General features: G+C 42.5%; 16 protein-coding genes and 1 pseudogene. 2 read left to right on the forward strand and 15 right to left on the reverse strand.

Annotated elements, in window-relative coordinates; translation table 11 throughout:
* From AACT19_RS19950 to AACT19_RS19965, 4 genes and pseudogenes are all read right to left on the reverse strand, one after another.
* Positions 1 to 486 (reverse strand): annotated as a pseudogene (locus tag AACT19_RS19950) (serine protease); the annotation flags it as partial.
* Between the two features lie 96 nt (positions 487 to 582).
* Positions 583 to 2,049, reverse strand: coding sequence for a DUF5677 domain-containing protein (locus tag AACT19_RS19955; RefSeq protein WP_076648405.1), 1,467 nt, complete (start codon positions 2,047 to 2,049; stop codon positions 583 to 585).
* A gap of 88 nt (positions 2,050 to 2,137) precedes the next feature.
* Entirely contained in the window at positions 2,138 to 2,899 is a 762-nt protein-coding gene (locus AACT19_RS19960) for a hypothetical protein (protein WP_076648407.1), read from the reverse strand.
* Positions 2,900 to 3,163: 264 nt separating this feature from the next.
* Positions 3,164 to 3,349 carry a hypothetical protein gene (locus AACT19_RS19965; RefSeq protein ID WP_339373548.1) on the reverse strand — a complete coding sequence of 62 codons (186 nt, stop codon included), beginning with the start codon at positions 3,347 to 3,349 and terminating at the stop codon, positions 3,164 to 3,166.
* A gap of 619 nt (positions 3,350 to 3,968) precedes the next feature.
* Between AACT19_RS19965 and AACT19_RS19975 the strand changes: the two genes are divergently transcribed.
* The gene (locus AACT19_RS19975; protein ID WP_076648409.1) at positions 3,969 to 5,276 is read left to right on the forward strand and encodes a GGDEF domain-containing protein; all 1,308 of its coding nucleotides are present in this window, start codon (positions 3,969 to 3,971) and stop codon (positions 5,274 to 5,276) included.
* 792 nt (positions 5,277 to 6,068) lie between these two features.
* On the opposite strand, the gene AACT19_RS19980 is transcribed toward AACT19_RS19975, so the two are convergent.
* The 9 genes from AACT19_RS19980 to AACT19_RS20020 form a co-directional block, all read right to left on the reverse strand.
* On the reverse strand, positions 6,069 to 6,221 hold the full coding sequence (locus tag AACT19_RS19980; RefSeq protein ID WP_017073513.1) for a YoaH family protein: 153 nt from the start codon (positions 6,219 to 6,221) through the stop codon (positions 6,069 to 6,071).
* Between the two features lie 41 nt (positions 6,222 to 6,262).
* Positions 6,263 to 7,411 carry a conjugal transfer protein TraF gene (locus AACT19_RS19985; RefSeq protein WP_076648411.1) on the reverse strand — a complete coding sequence of 383 codons (1,149 nt, stop codon included), beginning with the start codon at positions 7,409 to 7,411 and terminating at the stop codon, positions 6,263 to 6,265.
* Between the two features lie 50 nt (positions 7,412 to 7,461).
* On the reverse strand, positions 7,462 to 8,349 hold the full coding sequence (locus AACT19_RS19990; RefSeq protein ID WP_017082176.1) for a DUF2861 family protein: 888 nt from the start codon (positions 8,347 to 8,349) through the stop codon (positions 7,462 to 7,464).
* Positions 8,349 to 9,008 (reverse strand): response regulator transcription factor VxrB, encoded by a 660-nt coding sequence (gene vxrB, locus AACT19_RS19995; RefSeq protein ID WP_019351050.1) that lies wholly within the window; start codon positions 9,006 to 9,008, stop codon positions 8,349 to 8,351. Before vxrB ends, AACT19_RS19990 begins: the two co-directional genes overlap by 1 nt.
* A complete protein-coding gene (gene vxrA, locus AACT19_RS20000; protein WP_076648413.1) occupies positions 8,983 to 10,455 on the reverse strand; it encodes a sensor histidine kinase VxrA in 1,473 nt (490 codons plus the stop codon). The genes vxrB and vxrA overlap by 26 nt, the downstream gene beginning before the upstream one ends.
* Positions 10,456 to 10,823: 368 nt before the next feature.
* On the reverse strand, positions 10,824 to 12,203 hold the full coding sequence (gene pntB, locus AACT19_RS20005) for a Re/Si-specific NAD(P)(+) transhydrogenase subunit beta (protein WP_017079246.1): 1,380 nt from the start codon (positions 12,201 to 12,203) through the stop codon (positions 10,824 to 10,826).
* A 10-nt stretch (positions 12,204 to 12,213) separates the two neighbouring features.
* Positions 12,214 to 13,761, reverse strand: coding sequence for a Re/Si-specific NAD(P)(+) transhydrogenase subunit alpha (gene pntA / locus AACT19_RS20010; protein WP_076648415.1), 1,548 nt, complete (start codon positions 13,759 to 13,761; stop codon positions 12,214 to 12,216).
* Positions 13,762 to 14,061: 300 nt separating this feature from the next.
* Positions 14,062 to 14,343, reverse strand: coding sequence for an HlyU family transcriptional regulator (locus AACT19_RS20015; protein ID WP_004731023.1), 282 nt, complete (start codon positions 14,341 to 14,343; stop codon positions 14,062 to 14,064).
* Positions 14,344 to 14,382: 39 nt separating this feature from the next.
* On the reverse strand, positions 14,383 to 14,751 hold the full coding sequence (locus tag AACT19_RS20020; RefSeq protein ID WP_004731025.1) for a late competence development ComFB family protein: 369 nt from the start codon (positions 14,749 to 14,751) through the stop codon (positions 14,383 to 14,385).
* A 338-nt stretch (positions 14,752 to 15,089) separates the two neighbouring features.
* Here AACT19_RS20020 and AACT19_RS20025 point away from each other — a divergent pair, with 338 nt between their 5' ends.
* A complete protein-coding gene (locus AACT19_RS20025; RefSeq protein ID WP_076648417.1) occupies positions 15,090 to 16,331 on the forward strand; it encodes a GGDEF domain-containing protein in 1,242 nt (413 codons plus the stop codon).
* A 32-nt stretch (positions 16,332 to 16,363) separates the two neighbouring features.
* On the opposite strand, the gene AACT19_RS20030 is transcribed toward AACT19_RS20025, so the two are convergent.
* Together AACT19_RS20030 and AACT19_RS20035 are read right to left on the reverse strand one after the other, a co-directional pair.
* A complete protein-coding gene (locus AACT19_RS20030; RefSeq protein ID WP_076648419.1) occupies positions 16,364 to 17,374 on the reverse strand; it encodes a Solitary outer membrane autotransporter beta-barrel domain in 1,011 nt (336 codons plus the stop codon).
* 77 nt (positions 17,375 to 17,451) lie between these two features.
* Positions 17,452 to 18,423, reverse strand: a complete 972-nt coding sequence (locus AACT19_RS20035) for a diguanylate cyclase domain-containing protein (RefSeq protein WP_017087061.1) — start codon at positions 18,421 to 18,423, stop codon at positions 17,452 to 17,454.
* Positions 18,424 to 18,517: the final 94 nt, after the last annotated feature.

Consider the following 18,517-nt stretch of genomic DNA (forward strand, 5'->3'; position numbering starts at 1 on the left):
CTGAATTACGCAACAAAGCCGTTCAGCAGGACTAACCACCATACCAACCCGATCGAGGTCTAATTTAAGATAATATGGAATTTTAAGCACATCACTACCCCAATTTAAATTTAGAGCGACGATATCTGCTTTTTCACCTAACCTAGGATGTTCAACCCAAAAAGGAGCACCATCCTTCCGATACAACGGAAGCTTGATTTTAATCCAATCACCAATATTTTCCCCTGGACAGTGAAAATGAATGACAATGTTATCCGGGACACCTAAAGTAGAGCTTAGACACTCCCCCGTTTCTTGGTGTCTGCCAGTTACATTGTGTCTATTGGTTACTAAGGCACAGTGAGATTCCTGTGAGTTCGAAATCAAAGTAGCAGTGCCAGTACTTAACAGTTGTTCACCGAAGTACATTTCTATAAACAGGGACTTCAAAGACGGAAGTTCTATATTTAAAGGATATATACCTTCTTGTTTTTGTTCGATTTTCATTTCCACGCTCCACAACCTCAATAGTTCGTATAGTAAGGTTTTATACGCAATGCATGGCAAGGCCTCCACACATTGCGAATCATTTTTAACAGTCGGTTAGCTATCTTCTTCTAACAAGCGCGGACCGAATGATGGGTAAGCAACACTTAAGTCATTTAATATTTCGTTTACTAAAATACACGCATCTTGAACAGTATCAGGCAGGATCGACTCTTTAGGGTATCGATGTAAACGGTGCAGTGGATTACCACATGTATTAAAGCATACCTCCCTAATAGCCCCCCAAGTTCCATGAGAATATGTAGAAGACCAGGAGTAGTATTGGTCATAAGCAGACTTTAACCCCGCTTTCTCGCTCAATTTTCTTAAGTCAGCCCCACTCCAACTTCCAAGTTCTATATTAATGAATTCTTCCCACAAGTCCTCGCCAGCAATAGATTCTAGCGTCTCAGTATTAATAAATTTTGGTGGCTCTACGAGTTCGTCAAACTTTAATGCGTTTAGCTTTGCTTGACCTGCGCCATAGGTTCGCCATTTGGTCCAAAGTTGATCGTCATTTTTTTGAATCAGGTATCTTAGACTAATATGTGTTTCTAAAATCGTTCGTAGCCCCAACCTTGCTAGAATGCCAGTGCTAACACCAATCGATACGATTTCACTCAATACCGATAGCGCGTAAAACGCTATACCAAAAACACCATCATGTTTAGCATCAACTCCCGTTGTAGAGTGAGTGTCTCCCCAGTGCTTTTCCAATTCATCTCTAAGCTTATGAATTTCTTCTAAATTGCAACAGCAAGTCTTCGAATTAGTGTTACTTTCAGGAGTCAACTCCAAACATGGAGTATTTTCCCATGACTCTGCCCAAAATTTATTTGACCAAGTCAAATCTTGCTCAACCATTGGGTTGAAGGCCATTTCACATGAACGGATGGATGGACGAATGCTACGTTGATCTCCTTCGTACGGATAGTTAACCCATGTTTCGACCATTTCTTGTGGTGCACGACATTTACCAGATACAACCATCAGCATTAACTTTAGCCAACGACAGTCCGTAGCTTCTTGTGATTGATGAGGTAAACACATACCAATCGCAGCCATCAATACATTAATTTCTGGCTCGGTATGAGGTAAAAATTTCAACCAAGACTCCTTTGCAGGCAAGTCTTTAAATAATTTCAAAACAGTTAAGGCTGAAGCGGTTTTAGGGTTCGACAATAGAAAATCCAAAAACTCATTACGTAGCCCTTCATCTAACTTTGAAATGCCAGTAATAGAGAGATCGGATAAACTTTCTTTATTCGCATGGTTCGAGACAAAGCTAATCACTCTTCTGAATTCAGCAATTGCAAAATCTTGGTCCTGAATAACCCGAATAATCGCAGCCCACAACATTTCAGGAAGACGTTCATTTGACCATGAAGAAAAAGTAACTTTATCTCCTAACTGTGCAAAACTGGGTTGCAACTCAGATCCGACTTTTTTATGGTCCAACAGAGCTGTTCTATTCTTACCGCTTTTCGAGGGTTTCTTTTTTCGCGTATTTTTATTTTTTGGCATAACCCACCAACTCCTAAAAATTTTATCTAGGTAGCTAACAGATCGATAAATATGTTAGCTACTCCACCGTAAACTTAACGACTGTATATTAGTTCTGAACATCCATTTTTGACGATTCAATTAGCTTGAACTTGGTCTCCTCTGTAAATTCCATATTCATAATACGCTCTGTTGACGAATGGCCTAGAATACCAACAGTGCTATGGATGAACTGTGTTGCCTCGTCATTTATACTATTTGCATATTGCATTATTCCCATATTGCCTTTGACGTAATCGATCGCGGATTCGATAGCAACCAGTTGCCATTTACGAGCTATTTTTCCAAAAATCTTTTCTTTTCTTCGGTCCTGAGGGTCATAGGAAACAGCTTCTAATGAAGCCTGCGGGTTCATTTGGTATGTGTGTAGGTTATGTTGATGCCGCTCTAAGGAATTCAGTAAGCTCGAAGTCCCTGAGTTGTACGTACTGCTAAAAGATTGCCCGCTTTTTGCTTGTCGTTTAGACCAACTGACATCTCCTACACCATACTCTCCGAAACTCGACACTGATAAAAAGTAACCTCCAGCTCTGCGAACAGTTACTTCACTAGGAGAAAGAATTCGGTTCGACGCTTGATGACATACGCCCGTTATTCCGTACACTAATCCAGCCCATGACCTAAAGCCCGCTATCTTTTCTGCAACAACTAGATCACCTATTCCTTGCTCAAGGTGGTCACCACCAGTAGCTGTCCCAAAACATCCCCAACGGTTCCCATTACTTGCAACCACGTACGTATGAGCAATGTCCTTTGAAACCTTACCGCTAAAAGCTGGAATACTATAACCTTCTAACTTTCCAATACTCATTGACTACTCCTAAAAAACAAGAACCACTAAAAAGAAAAAATTCTGCATTCGCATACAAATTTTCTCCTAGTCTGGTTTTAGGAAGGCAATTATACCCATTAACCCTATTTATAACAGTGATTTAAAACCTTGCATATAAAACTAGATGCTAAGGTTGCAAGCTCTTATATAACGTATAAAAAAAGAGCCACTTTGATAAAAAGCAGCTCTTAGTATTGGTTACTTTATCGCCGTTTATTGTAGCGCTTTCTTGTGGTATTCGCCCTAACCACTCGCCCGTTTCTGAGCGTATAACCTTTCATTAGCTGGCCGTTTGGTCGGCGGCCTTTGCACTTGTGTCCTTTCATTCGGAATCTCCAGTTTTCGTATCCGTTGCTCTTGGCCTTTTTGCATTCGCTTTATCCAGTTGATGTCCGTTTTCAAAGCTGCAATCGTGCCAAGGCTTGAGATTCAACCTGTAATAAGATTGATGATTAACGCATCAAGGAACGCCATCACTTTGTTTTCCATCGAGATGCGTAGTATTCAAGTAGGTATCCGCATGCCTAGCATATCAACCACAACAGCACCCACTACAAACCAATAAGGGTTAGGGATGCTCTGCAGTGCATTGAAGCCTTGTTCGACATATGGCGCGTAATTGGGAATGAAAGACAAGATGAGTGCTACGAAAGATTAAATAGCTAACAAAGTGTTTCGATAAAATTGAGTTTAAAAGTGACACTGCAACATAACTACCCTCCACTTTAATTGATGAACAGTAACAATTGCCTCGTGACTCGTTATTACAGCAAGCCATAAAACTTGCACACACCACTCTGATTACAACAAACCGAGCCGCTTTAAATTTAACTGTATAAATATACAGTTGAATTGTTACCCCCGTAAAAACCGTACTTATTGAGCAAATAACATTCAGAATCAAGGCTCTGCGTTCAGATTTTAAACTTCCATTTGGTTAAATGAACCTCTTTACTGTATAACCTGAGCTCTGCGTTAGTTTTAGGTATACCGATTCCACCTAGGGTAATACTCAAATAGAATCTTCGATTGCGCCAACTCTAAGGCATTGCGCATTACATTCGAATCACGTGTACGGGTTAGTATCATGAGCGACAAAGCATTCCGAAAACTCAACATATTCCTTTCGATTTTTTGCCTAGCAATCACGCTAGTGTCGTTGATCTCTTTTAATACGCTCATGAATAAGAGCTACGTTATTACACCCGACAAATACCCTACACGCGTTAACACAGACAGAGACCACGATGGTGGCACCGTAGGCTCATTACATAAGTTAGAAGATGGAATTGAGTTACAGTGTGACTTTGAACGGACCTATAGCTTACCCTTCTGTGAAATTGAATTCGTTATATCGACACAAGGTAAAGGGCTCGATCTCTCTACGTTCGATTCGGTCACCATTAATATGGATTACCAAGGCCAAGAAGACCCAAGGTTTCGCTTCTACATTCGTAATTACGACAAGAATTACAGCGTGAAAGGCGATGCTATGTCGAACAAGTTCAATCGCTTAGACTTCTCGTTACCAGATGCAAGCCACATTGATTTGGGCTACTTCAACGTCCCTTTTTGGTGGATTGACCATTACAACCAACCTATTACTAGTAGCGCGGTAGACATTACAAACGCGGTGTCTGTTCAGCTCGGGCTCGGAGCCAGCACGCTTGATGGGCACCATTCAATTAAGATCTCGAGCATTGTTTTCCACGGTAAAATAATCAGCAAAGCTTTGTTAGGCGAACTCCTAATTGGATTATGGGTGACGTACGCCATCTATTATGTGGGTTGTGCATTACATATCGCACAGCGAAGCAAAACGCGCGCAGCAGAGCAACAACGCTATTTAACCCAAGAAATTGAAGAGCTAAAGGTAAAGGCAACAACCGATCCGTTGACCGGATGTAGAAACCGAACCGAAGCGTTAGATACCTTCTATAATTTCGAATGGCTGGTGCAACAAGGAAAAACCATTCACATCGCGTTGTTTGATTTAGACCATTTTAAGCAGATCAATGATCAACATGGCCATGAAGTGGGTGACAAAGTACTTATTCAGTTTGTCGCAACGGCGAACGAGAGCCTTGGTGAGCAGTACTTGCTTTATCGCTGGGGTGGTGAGGAGTTTCTACTCGTTTGCCTGGAACAAACTGCGCTACAGTGTAACGAATCTATCGATAATTTTTACCTAGCAATGGACCAAAGCCCTTGGCCTAAAGCGCTTAAAGTAACGGCTTCGACTGGAGTAACGCAGCTTAAGGAGCATGAATCGATACGTACTGCCATCAAACGTGCAGACAAAGCGCTCTACCAAGCGAAAGACAACGGACGAAACCAAGTCGTTACGTTTGATTAACGCTCGCTAGACTGGACTGCAGCTACACATTCAACTCTCAGCCACTACTCAATCAACACGCCATTAATACCCTGTCGATATCTACTCTCCACTTAAGCATCCATTAAATTTTTAACCGCTGACCAAACAAGCTCATAAGCTTTGTTGTCTCATCAGCATTCTAATCGATTCGTATGCCTATAAGCGCGCTCTCGCCATCGGCTATAACACCATCTGCAATAGCACCATCAATATCATTCTCAGGTTGATACGTATCGTTCCTGAATCGCTCTATAAACAGCTCTTCCGTACGCCTCTAAGCTTCTAAGCACTTGTTCTTAAAGACGCGTATTTGGCTAGTAAAGCGCGCTCTAACCAGTGGTAAGTCACTCGCGGTATCGGTTTGATACATTACCGTCGCTACTTATCTCGCGCTGTTCTTAGATGAAATCCTCATTTGTCTGCTTCTGAACATTCATGCACTCGTACCCACTAAAAATAGAAGTCACAACGTCACTAGCCTTAAAAAACGCCATATATTTAACCACTTAGACGTGGTGACACAAATACTGACACCTAAAATGGCGATTGTTTTACTTTCAGATCTTGCTGTAATTTAATTACACCCCAAAGCCAAGGAAAGCTTGAAAAGTGGATTACTCCGACGTAACTTGCTGAATATAAGGTATTTAATGGTTTTTGGTAGATTGGGATTTAGGGTAACTAAAGAGTTGGGATGTACGAGATAATATACTAGAGGGTAATATATTTAGTTATAGTGCATTAAGGTTTCAAAAAAGAAGGGCTGATGCCCTACTCTTCTTTATTACTCATTTCTTCACGAATTTGCTCAGCAACAATTTTGATCGCTTGTCCTGTGCTGATACCCTGAGTCATCATTTCTTGAATTCGTTCAACAGCTTTCTGTTGTTCTTCGTGAGAAAGGGTTGGTAAGTCGTTTAGCATGCTCTGCTCCTTTATTTAGGAGCAGCACTATATAAGGACTGTTAGTAACTAGCAAGGAAATTGATTGAAGCACCCATTGCATTTTCGTTTGTGTAGTTTGCACTTAGATCCAACTGGAACAAGTTGAGTGGCGAGATACCAATACCGGCTGTGACTGTTCCTTCCGAATCAGAGTAAGCCAGGTTCTTGTAGTACCCTCCCCTTAACTTAAGCTGACGCAGAAGATCGACTTCAGTACCAACACGAATCATCTGTTCGTTATCAGCAAACGAAGTAAACTTCTCAGTCTCGTTTAGGTCGTAATCAACACTGAAAGAAAAGTAATCCGATACAATGCCGGCACCCACTGTGTATACCGGTTCAAGTTGGTAAGTGTATTTACCGCCAACTTGGTGTGTCGCACTACTTGTGCTGCTGTTTAGCGTTCTCGTCGTATCTTTGGTTTCGATGTCTCGAGAGATTAAGTTAGTTGCTGCAACACCCACTCGGAATGGGCCGAAGAACCAAAGCGCACCTGCATCCATGTTAAATGCCGTTTCACCGTCACTGTTTTCTCTTACATCAGATAAATCGTAATCATCAACCGATGCAACATAGTTGTACGTGTAAATACGTTGGATTTTAGGTGTGATACCAAATGAGATGTGTTGGCCCATAAAGGTTTGGTATTTTGCTAAAGATAGGCCGACTTCTGCGACACCGATTGAAACAGCTTCAACGGTAGACAGTTCCACTTTATCTGCATCTGAACCTGTCGTGTAAACGTTAGGTGTCGCAAATGATTCTGTGTAGGCTTTAGCGAAAAGGTTTGCCGCGACAAATTGATTAGGAAGTGCGAAGGCGACTACACCACCCAGTTCAACATTGGCTTGGTTGCCATCCAATTTGTTCAGCGCCGCATCGAGTTCTGCGGTGTTTGATGCATCAACAACACTATCGATGTTCGATTTCATGTCGTTGGGGTCGTTATAGCCACCACCAAAACTTGGCGTGATCATTCCCATATCATCATTACGACGATAAATGGCAACAAGTGCTGGGTTATAGAATGGAGCGGTTAGGAAGTTTGCTGAAACAACACCAACACCACCCATCGCATCACCACGCGCTTCAATGGCGTAGTTTGCTGCTGAAAGAGGAAGACTGGCGAATGCAATTGATGCTGCGAGTAGTTTAGTCGTATTTTTCATGCCGTTTATCTTTGTTAGATCCCTTACATAGTTAACGGCTCAATTCTAAATTACTTTAACTCTTCTTCGCTAGAAATATCATAAGTTTTGCTGATAGTTTGTGCTTGTTCTATCGCTATGTCACCTTGCCAGCGTGAATGCACCATTGAAACCGCCAAAACATAGCGATCATTTGGAAGTTCTTCGCCAGTGAGGTTCATTGGATAATCAGATTCATAGCTCTTGCCCCACACCTGCTCATAGTGTTCATCGACGTAATCGTACAAACCAATTTCGAGCTTAGGAAGTGGACAATAAGGATTCAACAGTTCTTTTTTATCAATGCGCCACGTGTCTTTTGATGCCCAACGAACCTGCTGACGAAAAGCAACGTCACCAAGAATAATCCAAGTACTCCATGAATTACCGCCATCGCCTTTCACACTTAAACGATACAGGCCTGATTCAAGTTGAGATGCTAAATTGTAACGCTTGCGGTATAGGCTCACCGATGCGTTGTTTACCACTTCACTGTCTTTGGTTAGCTCACTGTCCGATGAAACGATCTTATCGACCCACTTCTCGAAGGTAATATCTTGAATGTTGTTTTCGGATTCAACATCAATCGATACGCGAAAAGTATCTCGGCCAGGGCTCTGAATGATGTGTCTTTTAACGACGACTGAACTGATCCAATCTGGGAGTGTTTTTCTGGTGAGGGTTTTACCACAATCTTTGTTCAATGCTTGATCGAACAGCTCATTGAGGTGGTCTTCTCGTGATTGAGAAGAGTTGATTTGCCAAACTTCCACTAGTGAATCAAACATCTGAGGTAAGTCATTATCCAACAGGTGTTTATGAACTTGAGTTAGAGTATCGCTACTCTTAAACCAATCTGCAGCTTGCGCGGTATTCACCACGCAAGACAACATTAATAGTGGAAGTAAGGCTTTTTTCATTACGCTTTCATCTTGTAACCAACGCCACGCAGCGTTTCGATTTCTAGACCCGGCAGTTTCTGTCTTAGTTGCAGAACGTGCGTGTCTACGGTACGTGTTGTTGGGAAATGGTTGTAACCCCATACATGGTCAAGCAGCTCATCACGAGTGAATACACGGCCAAGGTTGCTTGCCAAAAATAGCAGTAGGTCGAACTCAGTACGCGTTAACGTGACTTCCAGTTCATTGAAAAACACTTCACGTGTCGCTTTATCGATAACCAGATTTTGAGCCATCACTTTTGATGCGTCTTGATCTTCAGAATCAGGCAGGCGTAACTGCGCGCGAATTCGAGCAAACAATTCAGCTTCAGCAAAAGGCTTAGTTAGGTAGTCGTTTGCACCTGAGTCTAGGCCCGCAACTTTGTCTTTTACTGTGACGAGAGCCGTTAGCAAAATAACTGGGATGTCTTTCTTTTTCTTCCAACCTGGAAGTGAATCTACTGAGTCACCATCAGGAAGTTGACGGTCTAGAATCACTAGGTCCGCTTGTTCCCAGTAGCCTTCAACTTCAGAGATTAGTTCTGCATGCAAACATTCATATCCAGCTTGCTCAAGGCTAACTAATAAACCGTCAGCTAAATTTTTATCATCTTCAACGAGAAGCAATGTCTGTTTCACAAGGTATCTCCAAAATAAATGTTGTTGGGGGGCCGATAAGCGTCATGTGACCGCCCATTTTTCCGACCATAGATTCCACTATCGTCAGACCTAAACCGAGTCCACTCTTACTTACGAATGGCTTTCTTAGTTGCCCCCAATCTTTGCGGGACAAGTCTCCATTATCTATAACTTTGAATGTCAGCTTCTTGTCAGAAGTATTCAGTTCTAGTATCACTGGTGCGACACCGTATTTAACGGCGTTTCTGATCAGGTTGTCGATGCACGTTCCTAACCAATATACGTTTATTTTTGCAGCAATGTCTTTGTTTACACGGAGTTCAATACCCGGTGCAAATTCTTCTTCAACTTTGTATTGAAGCCACTCTTCAACGCTTGGTACCCACTCTGTTGCGAGCGGTTGGTTGTCTGATTGCAAATAGTCTTTACTTGCTTCTGCCAACTGTCTTAAACGGCGAGTATCTTCACACAGCCTACGAAACTCATCATATACCGATTCAGGTAAGTGTTCGAACTCGCGTCTGAACCCTTCAACCGTCAATGACAAACTTGCAATCGGCGTTCTTAATTCGTGCGTTAGGATTTGAAGCACCAGCATGCGGCTCTTCATCTCTTGTTTCTTACTGTTCCAACGGTAAACTGCCCACCCCAAAACAAGCATGATGTTGGCGAGCGCCAAGATAAACATGGCGACTTGCAGAAGCTCTGAATGATCTTCTATTTCCCAACATACATTACCGCGCTGAACAAAACAGCTTTTGCCTTCTGAAGATAAACTGAACGATAATCCAGAAAGTGTCGCGTTTTCATTCCAGTCTGATTCTTTGTATAGGTAATATCTGTCGCCGCGTTTTACCCACATTTCGTCAAGCTCGACAAACATGCTCGCACCAGCTAACAGTGCCGTGATGGCCTCACTGTCCATGTTTTGTAAACGAGATAACAGTTCATCATGTTCAGTGTTTGGACGCTCTTGAATATGCATAAAGCGTTTCAAAGAATCGAACTTGTCAGGATACTTCTCTACGTATCGCGCCGCATAGGAACCACCACCAGGGTGAATTAAGCCACTACGGCTGAACCAACGATCAGAAAGCTTGGTTCCTTTACACATTGCACGAGTAAAGACCAAAGGCTCGGTGATCAACGGGCTTAACGGTAATTTCCCGCTACACGTTTTTGATAACTGGTATAAGCGTTGTATGTCTTTTAATGGGTACTCTGCGGTTTGTGGCAGCATAGAAGACGGCATGATCAAACGTGTTGGATAATCGGCCTGCAACAATCGAATATCATAAGATTCGATTGCGGTTTCATGATCAAAGAGTTTGGTGAAATTATCGATACGCTCAGGTAAAGAGTCAGCAAGCGCGTTTGCAGACACAGATAACGTAGCGATAAGAAGAGTAAATGTTCTTTTGATGATCACAAACCAACGCAAATTCATATAGATCAAACAAATATATACCATTCGCTATCAAAGATAAATTTTTAACCGCATGAAAAACAGTGGGAATGGTGAGTTATAGCGATAAATCCCATCATATTAGGATTGTGTTGCACAGGCGTACTCGCTAGCTGATTGATGAATCCAGCCATCATTCGAATGGGTTTTCTTGCCCTGTTTGTTGTGGATTTTGGTTAAAACACGTTCTGAGGATCAAAAAAAGGAGCTCAAATGAGCTCCTAGTCTGGTTATTACATTGTGCTTAGAAAACTATTAGTAAACTCTTGGAAATCTTCTTAAAAAACTTCTTAGTAAACTCTTGGAAATTTTCTTAAAAAACTTCTTAGCAAGAGATTAGAAAGTGCTTTCTATAGATGTTCTAGAATGCCTAAACAGCTCTGTTTAGCATCACCAAACAGCATCTGCGTATTCTCTTTGAAGAACAGTGGGTTTTGCACACCGGCGTAACCTGTGTTCATCGAACGCTTGAATACGATAACATTCTGAGCATTCCAAACTTCAAGTACTGGCATACCAGCAATTGGGCTGTTTGGATCTTCAAGTGCTGCAGGGTTCACGGTGTCATTTGCACCAATAACCAATACAGTATCTGTCTCATCGAAGTCATCATTGATTTCGTCCATTTCAAGAACGATATCGTAAGGCACTTTTGCTTCAGCAAGCAGTACATTCATGTGACCCGGTAACCTACCAGCCACTGGGTGGATACCAAATCGAACTTTGATGCCCTGCGCTCTTAGCTTGTCAGTGATTTCATGCACTGGGTATTGAGCTTGAGCTACTGCCATGCCGTACCCTGGAGTGATGATGACTGACTTTGAGTTTTTCAGCATGTCTGCCACATCTTCAGCTGATGTTTCGCGGTGTTCACCCTGCTCTTCATCGCCATCAGACACAACCACGTCTTGGCCGAATCCACCAGCGATAACACTAATGAACGAACGGTTCATCGCCTTACACATGATGTAAGACAGAATCGCACCTGACGAACCTACCAACGCACCCGTTACGATAAGCAGATCGTTCGCAAGCATGAAACCTGCTGCCGCTGCTGCCCAACCAGAGTACGAGTTCAGCATAGAAACAACCACTGGCATATCTGCGCCGCCAATCGATGCCACTAGGTGGTAACCGAATGCGAATGCGATAAGAGTCATCACCATTAATGCGAACATGCTGCCATCAGCTTTAACGAACATGATCATGAGCAATGTAGAAGCAACGATAGCCGCTAGGTTCCACTTATGCTTATGAGGAATGTTCAGTGCTGACGAAGAGATAACGCCGCGAAGCTTACCAAATGCAACAATAGAACCGGTGAAGGTTACCGCACCGATAAACACGCCTAGGAACACTTCCACTAAGTGGATAACGTGCTCTGCATGTGTTGCCGCTTCTGGTGCATCAATGTAGCTGTTGTAACCAACAAGTACCGCCGCCATACCTACGAAGCTGTGCAGAATTGCCACCAGCTCTGGCATTTCGGTCATTTCTACTTTCTTCGCGAAGTGGATACCAATACCACCACCGATCACCATCGCAATGATGATCCACACAATTCCAGCAGAATGAGGGCCAAAGATCGTCGCGATCAACGCGATTGCCATACCCGTGATACCGTAATAGTTACCTGCACGTGCAGATTCCTGTTTCGATAACCCGGCCAAGCTCATTATAAAGAATACAGCAGCAACAATATAAGCTGCTTGTACTAATCCTTCAGACATCTGTTACTCCTTAGTCTTTACGGAACATTTCAAGCATACGTTTGGTCACGGTAAAGCCACCAAAGATATTGATACTTGCAATTAATACGGCAATAAATGATAAGAATGTGACGACGCCACTTCCTTGTCCTATTTGTAACAGTGCGCCTACTACAATGATCCCTGAAATCGCGTTAGTTACGGACATCAGAGGTGTATGCAGTGAATGGCTTACATTCCAAACTACGTAATAACCCACCACACAAGCGAGAACAAAAACGGTAAAGTGAGATAAGAACGCAGCAGGAGCAACCGAAGCTATCCAAGCAAAAGCACCTACAGCAACTGCCATACCCGCCGCTTTTTTAATTGGAGAGACAGGTTCTTGAACTTTTGGTTCAGGTCTCACCGCTTTAGGCTTAGCTTGTTGTGGTTGAGCAGAAACTTGAATTGGTGGAGCTGGCCAAGTCACTTCGCCCTCTTTAACCACCGTTACACCACGTAAGACGACATCTTCAAAGTCGATATTGATGTTGCCATCTTTCTCTTTGCAAAGCAGTTTCAGCAGGTTAACTAAGTTAGTCGCGTATAGCTGAGATGATTGAGTCGGCAGTCGACCAACCATATCGGTGTAACCTACCACTTTCACGCCATTAGCGGTTGTGATCACTTGGTCTGCAACCGTGTATTCACAGTTACCGCCATTCGCAGCGGCAAGGTCCACAATTACGCTACCTGCACTCATACTGTCTACCATCTCTTTGGTAATCAGCTTAGGTGCCGGGCGACCTGGGATAAGTGCCGTTGTAATAATGATATCGACGTCTTTTGCTTGAGCCGCATAAAGCTCTTCCGCTTTCTTGTTGAATGCTTCAGACATCTCTTTTGCGTAGCCATCACCCGCGCTGGTATCTTCCTTGAAATCGACTTCCAAGAATTCAGCGCCCATAGATTCGACTTGCTCTTTTACTTCAGGACGAACATCGAATGAACGAACGATCGCACCCAAGCTACCTGCAGCGCCAATCGCCGCTAGGCCAGCAACACCCGCACCAGCAACCAATACTTTCGCTGGTGGAACTTTACCTGCCGCCGTAATTTGACCCGTGAAGAATCGACCAAACTCATGCGCGGCTTCAACAACGGCACGATAACCGGCAATGTTTGCCATAGAACTCAATGCATCTAGCGCCTGAGCTCTCGAAATTCGTGGAACAGAATCCATCGCCATCACGTTGATGCTACGAGTAGACAATTGTTCCATTAATTCAGGATTTTGAGCAGGCCAAATAAAGCTGACCAATGTTGCGCCATCTTTAAGTAGATCGATTTCGTTTTTAGACTCGTCAACGATCGGAGCGTTAACTTTAAAGATAATATCGGATTTCCAAGCTTCATCTGCGGTAACAACTTTTGCTCCAGCTTGTTCATAAGCTGCATCTTCAAAACTTGCTAACGCACCTGCTTGTGATTCAACACAAACTTCAAACCCTAATTTTAGAAGCTGTTCTACCGATTTCGGCGAAGCAGCGACTCGCGTTTCACCTGCGAGTGTTTCTCTTGGTACACCAATTTGCATAGCTATTCCTTGACTATTGGCACGAATGACTTATTCGTTTGTATCTAACGACAACTAATACTTCAAGCGTTTTGTTCAAAGAACAGGAAAAGTTATTACTTATAACGATTTGGATGGAATTTGAGCGCTTCATTTGAAGAAATGACGACCGTCTCGAACTAAGAGGTCAAACCACTTGCAAATAATCCTTTAAATAACAACTTACTAGCTGTTCTTTGTCCCTAAAACTAAAAAGAGCTTTCAGCATATACACTGAAAGCTCTCTAAATTATGACCAACATCAATTCTAACCCTATTTGGTTAGCTAAATATATTGTCGCCCATTTGGTCGATGAACATCTGCGATTTTTTGAGCATCAATTCATCGGCATCTTGTTTGTTTGAAACAACATCTGAACGAATAAAACGATGAGTTTTGATTTCACCGTCGAATTCTTTCTCGATTCGCCCAGCAACACGGTATTGACCAGATTCTGCAATGGCATCTTGATAGATATTGAAACCTTTATATTCGACTGGCTCAATCTCTACTTTTTGTTCGGTTTTTTCTTTGCCACCAAATAATCTAGAAAAGAATCCCACGTTTTTTACTCCTTAAATGACCGTATTAACCCTAAACTATCACGACTGTTTACGGTTCAACAATGGCTTTTCATACCATTGCAATTCTACGTCATCATCAAAATTGTGTTGACTAAATATAACGGGCACATTGTCGTCACGTTCGCGTCTTCTATCGTCAATAATCATACTTTCAGCATTCTTGACCGCGATCTCACTATTTCGTTTATAGAGTACCAATTTGTCTTCTGGCAATGCCGAAAGAAAATCGATATCGAAACGAATATAGATGGGCTTAAGTTGACCTAAAGCCAAACACGCGAGATCAGCCAACTGTTCGTTGTTATAACTAGACACATATTCCTCGGTAGCCAAAACCTGACCCACCAGAGTTTCCATATAGTTGTGAACATCAACACTAATTTGCATACCACACCTCCATTTGTAGCTATCACGACAGATCGAGTTCTAGCCTGATTGGCAACGACCTACATATTGTTACCTTACTATACCCTACTCATTACTACAGATTTACTAACTGCATGTTAACTAACTATAACGACTAATTAATTTCTCATATATACTGTGTAGTTGGTTCTATGGTTAATAGCAATTCAAATACATATAAAAATGGTTGCACCATTAGCGACCTATGACTATGTTTTTGCTCTGATTTAAGCAAAATGCTTGGCATTCGCTTGTTTAACCGTATCCTACGTATAAAATTAAATTACAAGATCATCAGTATAATTAGGCTCACCACGTAAATGGCATCTTCTTTTGTAACGTCGAGCATGTTTCGATTTTGCTTCCCTCTATTTTTATTGGCAATTTTATTCGCTGGTATGAACAACGTCATTCTCGTGACGGATTCAAACCTAGGGTTTGCTAGCAACCTTCCATATATCTTATTGAGCGTTGCCGTTTTGCTATGCCATACATTCAGACAAGGACGCATGGCCATGGTGTCATTAACCATGCTAGTAGCCTATCTGATCATCCAAGTTCGCTTACAAACTCCTTTGAACACCGGAACCACCTTATTAGAGCTGTCGTTACTTGCGGCATTAGTACCGGTCACTTGCTTATTGGTGTATGCCTTCCCAGATAACGGTGTCAATTCAAAGTCGATGCTCCTCTACGCCATCGTTCTCGTGCTGTTTATGGTTTGGGCGCAATTGATCGTTTCTCATTTCCATGCTGGCGGTTTTGAATCATGGAGTGAAGGCCTACTGTTCATTGTTAGAGACTTCTCCAAACTGCCTTTTGTTTTGGTGTTGTATAGCCTTTGCTTGCTTGGACTGACAGCCATTCTAGTGCTGGTGTACAACCGTTCTATTGATGTTGTCGTTTATAGCACTATCTTGCTGTCCTCTTGTACGTTCATCTTCTTTGACGTGCAGTACATCTCTAGCACTATGTTCTCCTTATCAGGCACGCTGATCATCGTCTATGTGATGTCTGCTAGCCACGATATGGCTTTTAATGACCAACTGACTAACATCCCAGGTCGACACGCCTTAGAAGTCGATATGAAGCACTTAGGCCGTAAATATTCGATGGCGATGGTTGATATCGACCACTTCAAGACATTTAACGATACCTATGGCCATGACATTGGCGACGATGTGCTGAAACTGGTGGCTCGTATTCTTAGAGAAACCACCGGTGGTGCGAAAGCGTATCGCTATGGTGGAGAAGAGTTCACGATTATTTTTAAAGGCAAATACAAGGAACAGGCTAAAGAGCACCTTCAAGTTCTGATTTCAGAGATCCAAAACTACGACATGACCATTCGTAATAGCCACGAGCGTCCTGATGACCATGAAGTGGGTATCAAAAATCGTGGTCAGAACGGGAAACCATCGGAAGTGGTGAATGTGACGGTGAGTATTGGGCTGTCTGATAGTACAACCACCAAGCATCCTGAAGAAGTATTGAAGCTTGCTGACAAGGCACTCTACAAAGCGAAAGAAACCGGCCGAAACAAGCTGTGTGTTAATAGCTAAACGTAAGTGTCGATAGCTAGACTAGAGGGAGCTTAATCTTGGTTAAAGAAAATAACCAAGCTCCCGCCTTTCAAACTGCTTCCGTAATTGATCGTAAACCCTATTCCCACATTATCGACCCAGTCATTAAACAGGTTTGGGTTAAGCAACCAACCTACGCTGCCCTCGTAGTAAGATGTTGTCCCCATAGAAGCCACGGTGTCACCACCTATATCAATTCTTCTTATACTTGAGTACATCGATGTGATGTTTTTATCCCAACGAACCAGATCATAGAAAATCTTGGCTTCATTGGCGATATACCAACCTTCAGGGTGACCAATATCGCCGTTATTGGCTTCGCCCCAACCGACACCATTAAAGTAATGCCAACTGGTACTAAGCTTATATTTACCCCAGTTACTCCGATCTTCAAAGGTCAGTTTGATCTTAGGTTCAATAATGTATGCCCAAGCATCAGTATTGAGGTAGACACCATCCAATTGGTCTTTAACCGATTCAAGTAATGAAGAGCGGTACTCAAAGTCATTACGGTAATAAGATATGTGATTGCCAATCGCAGACTTAAAACTCCAGTATTCGCTTAATTGAGAAACATTTGCATACTCTAAATAACCGGAAACCACCGACTCTTTTTGCAAATCAGATTTTGTTGTTGAAGCATATTCAACATCTTTCTCGATCCGTAATGCCGACAACCGTAGAGTGACTTCTTGATGGTTATCTTCAATATATTCAGGAAGCTCGAATGTGTACGGAAGGCTGATTGAAGCAATATCTTTTCTTCGACTCACCGAATCGTTCGAACCAATCTCTTCATTATCTAAACGAAAAACTTTGTTTGGGTCAAAGTTATTAATACCAAACGTAAACACGTCAGTATCATTGAGCAGAACGCTTGTTGCGAAGGTTTGCTCTAGTTCCTTTCTGAAAAGATCAGACACGGAGTTGGCATTAGCGGTGGTTGGCACTACCGTTAAAAATAGAGGAACCGCTAGCGTCCAGCATGTTTTAGTCACATAAAATGACTTTGAATCTGGCATTTCTCTTATCACTTAAAGTACTTCCTAGCTCAAACGCCAGTAAAGTATAAATTCAAATATTTCAAAGAGCTCACCAACTAACGAGCAAGCTCCAAAATGTTGCGTTGTATGAAGGTATTTCTGCCACTTTGTTTCGCTTGGTAAAGCGCTTGATCGACCTTTTCGTAAATAGAGGCGGTAGATTCTCCCCCATCAGGCACGAATGAGAGCACACCTTGTGACGCTGTCACTCTATCGGAAGCCGTTGAGTGATCATGGGCGTAATTCATTTCATGTAGAGCTTCTTTGACTCGAGTCGCATGTACCTTAGCGGCTTCACTGTCTGTATCGCTAAGAATCAAAACAAACTCTTCACCGCCATAGCGACCGACAAACTCTCCCGCACGCACAAAAAGCTGCTTCAAGGTACTGGCAAGCCCTTGCAAACACTTATCCCCTTGAATATGACCGTAATTATCGTTGTAAGGCTTAAAGAAGTCTACATCAAGAAGTATGACAGTCATGGGTATATTACGTCTTCCGTGCCACGCAATGCTCTCTTCAAGTTTAGTATCCATATATCGACGGTTATACAATTTAGTCAGACCATCTTCATTGGCTTGTTGCTGCAGGAGAATATTCAGTTCTTCGAGCTTGGCGGTACTCTGTTTTAGCTCTCGTCTCATGTGCGCAATACGCTGCATCGCAATCAACTTAGAGTTCAAAACAACTTTGTTTACCGGTTTGATTAGATAATCATCACCACCAGCATCAATCGCTTTCGCAATCATCTCCGGTTCTTCATGACCACTCAAAAAGATGATGGGAACCCATTCTGGGAATTGGCCACGAACCTCATTAGCCACTTCAAATCCATCCATGTCTGGCATGCTAATATCAAGTAACACGAGTTCAGGATCAAAATCAGAATAAACATTCAGGGCTTCTTTTCCGCTACCAACAGCTTCTACAACATGACCCAATTGCTTGAGTCGAATAGCGAGTTGCATCCTGTCTAGTTGAACGTCATCAACCAGCAATATGCGCATCGAAGATCCCTTTTCTATCATCACATCACCTTTATCTAGTGTTGAATATTCAAAGTAGCTCAAATTTGGGCTTAAATCATGCCCTAATCTCTATATTATATTGACTTTTTTACAG

The organism is Vibrio sp. 10N.222.47.A9, from assembly GCF_963872585.1.
In the GTDB taxonomy this organism is placed as follows: domain Bacteria; phylum Pseudomonadota; class Gammaproteobacteria; order Enterobacterales; family Vibrionaceae; genus Vibrio; species Vibrio splendidus.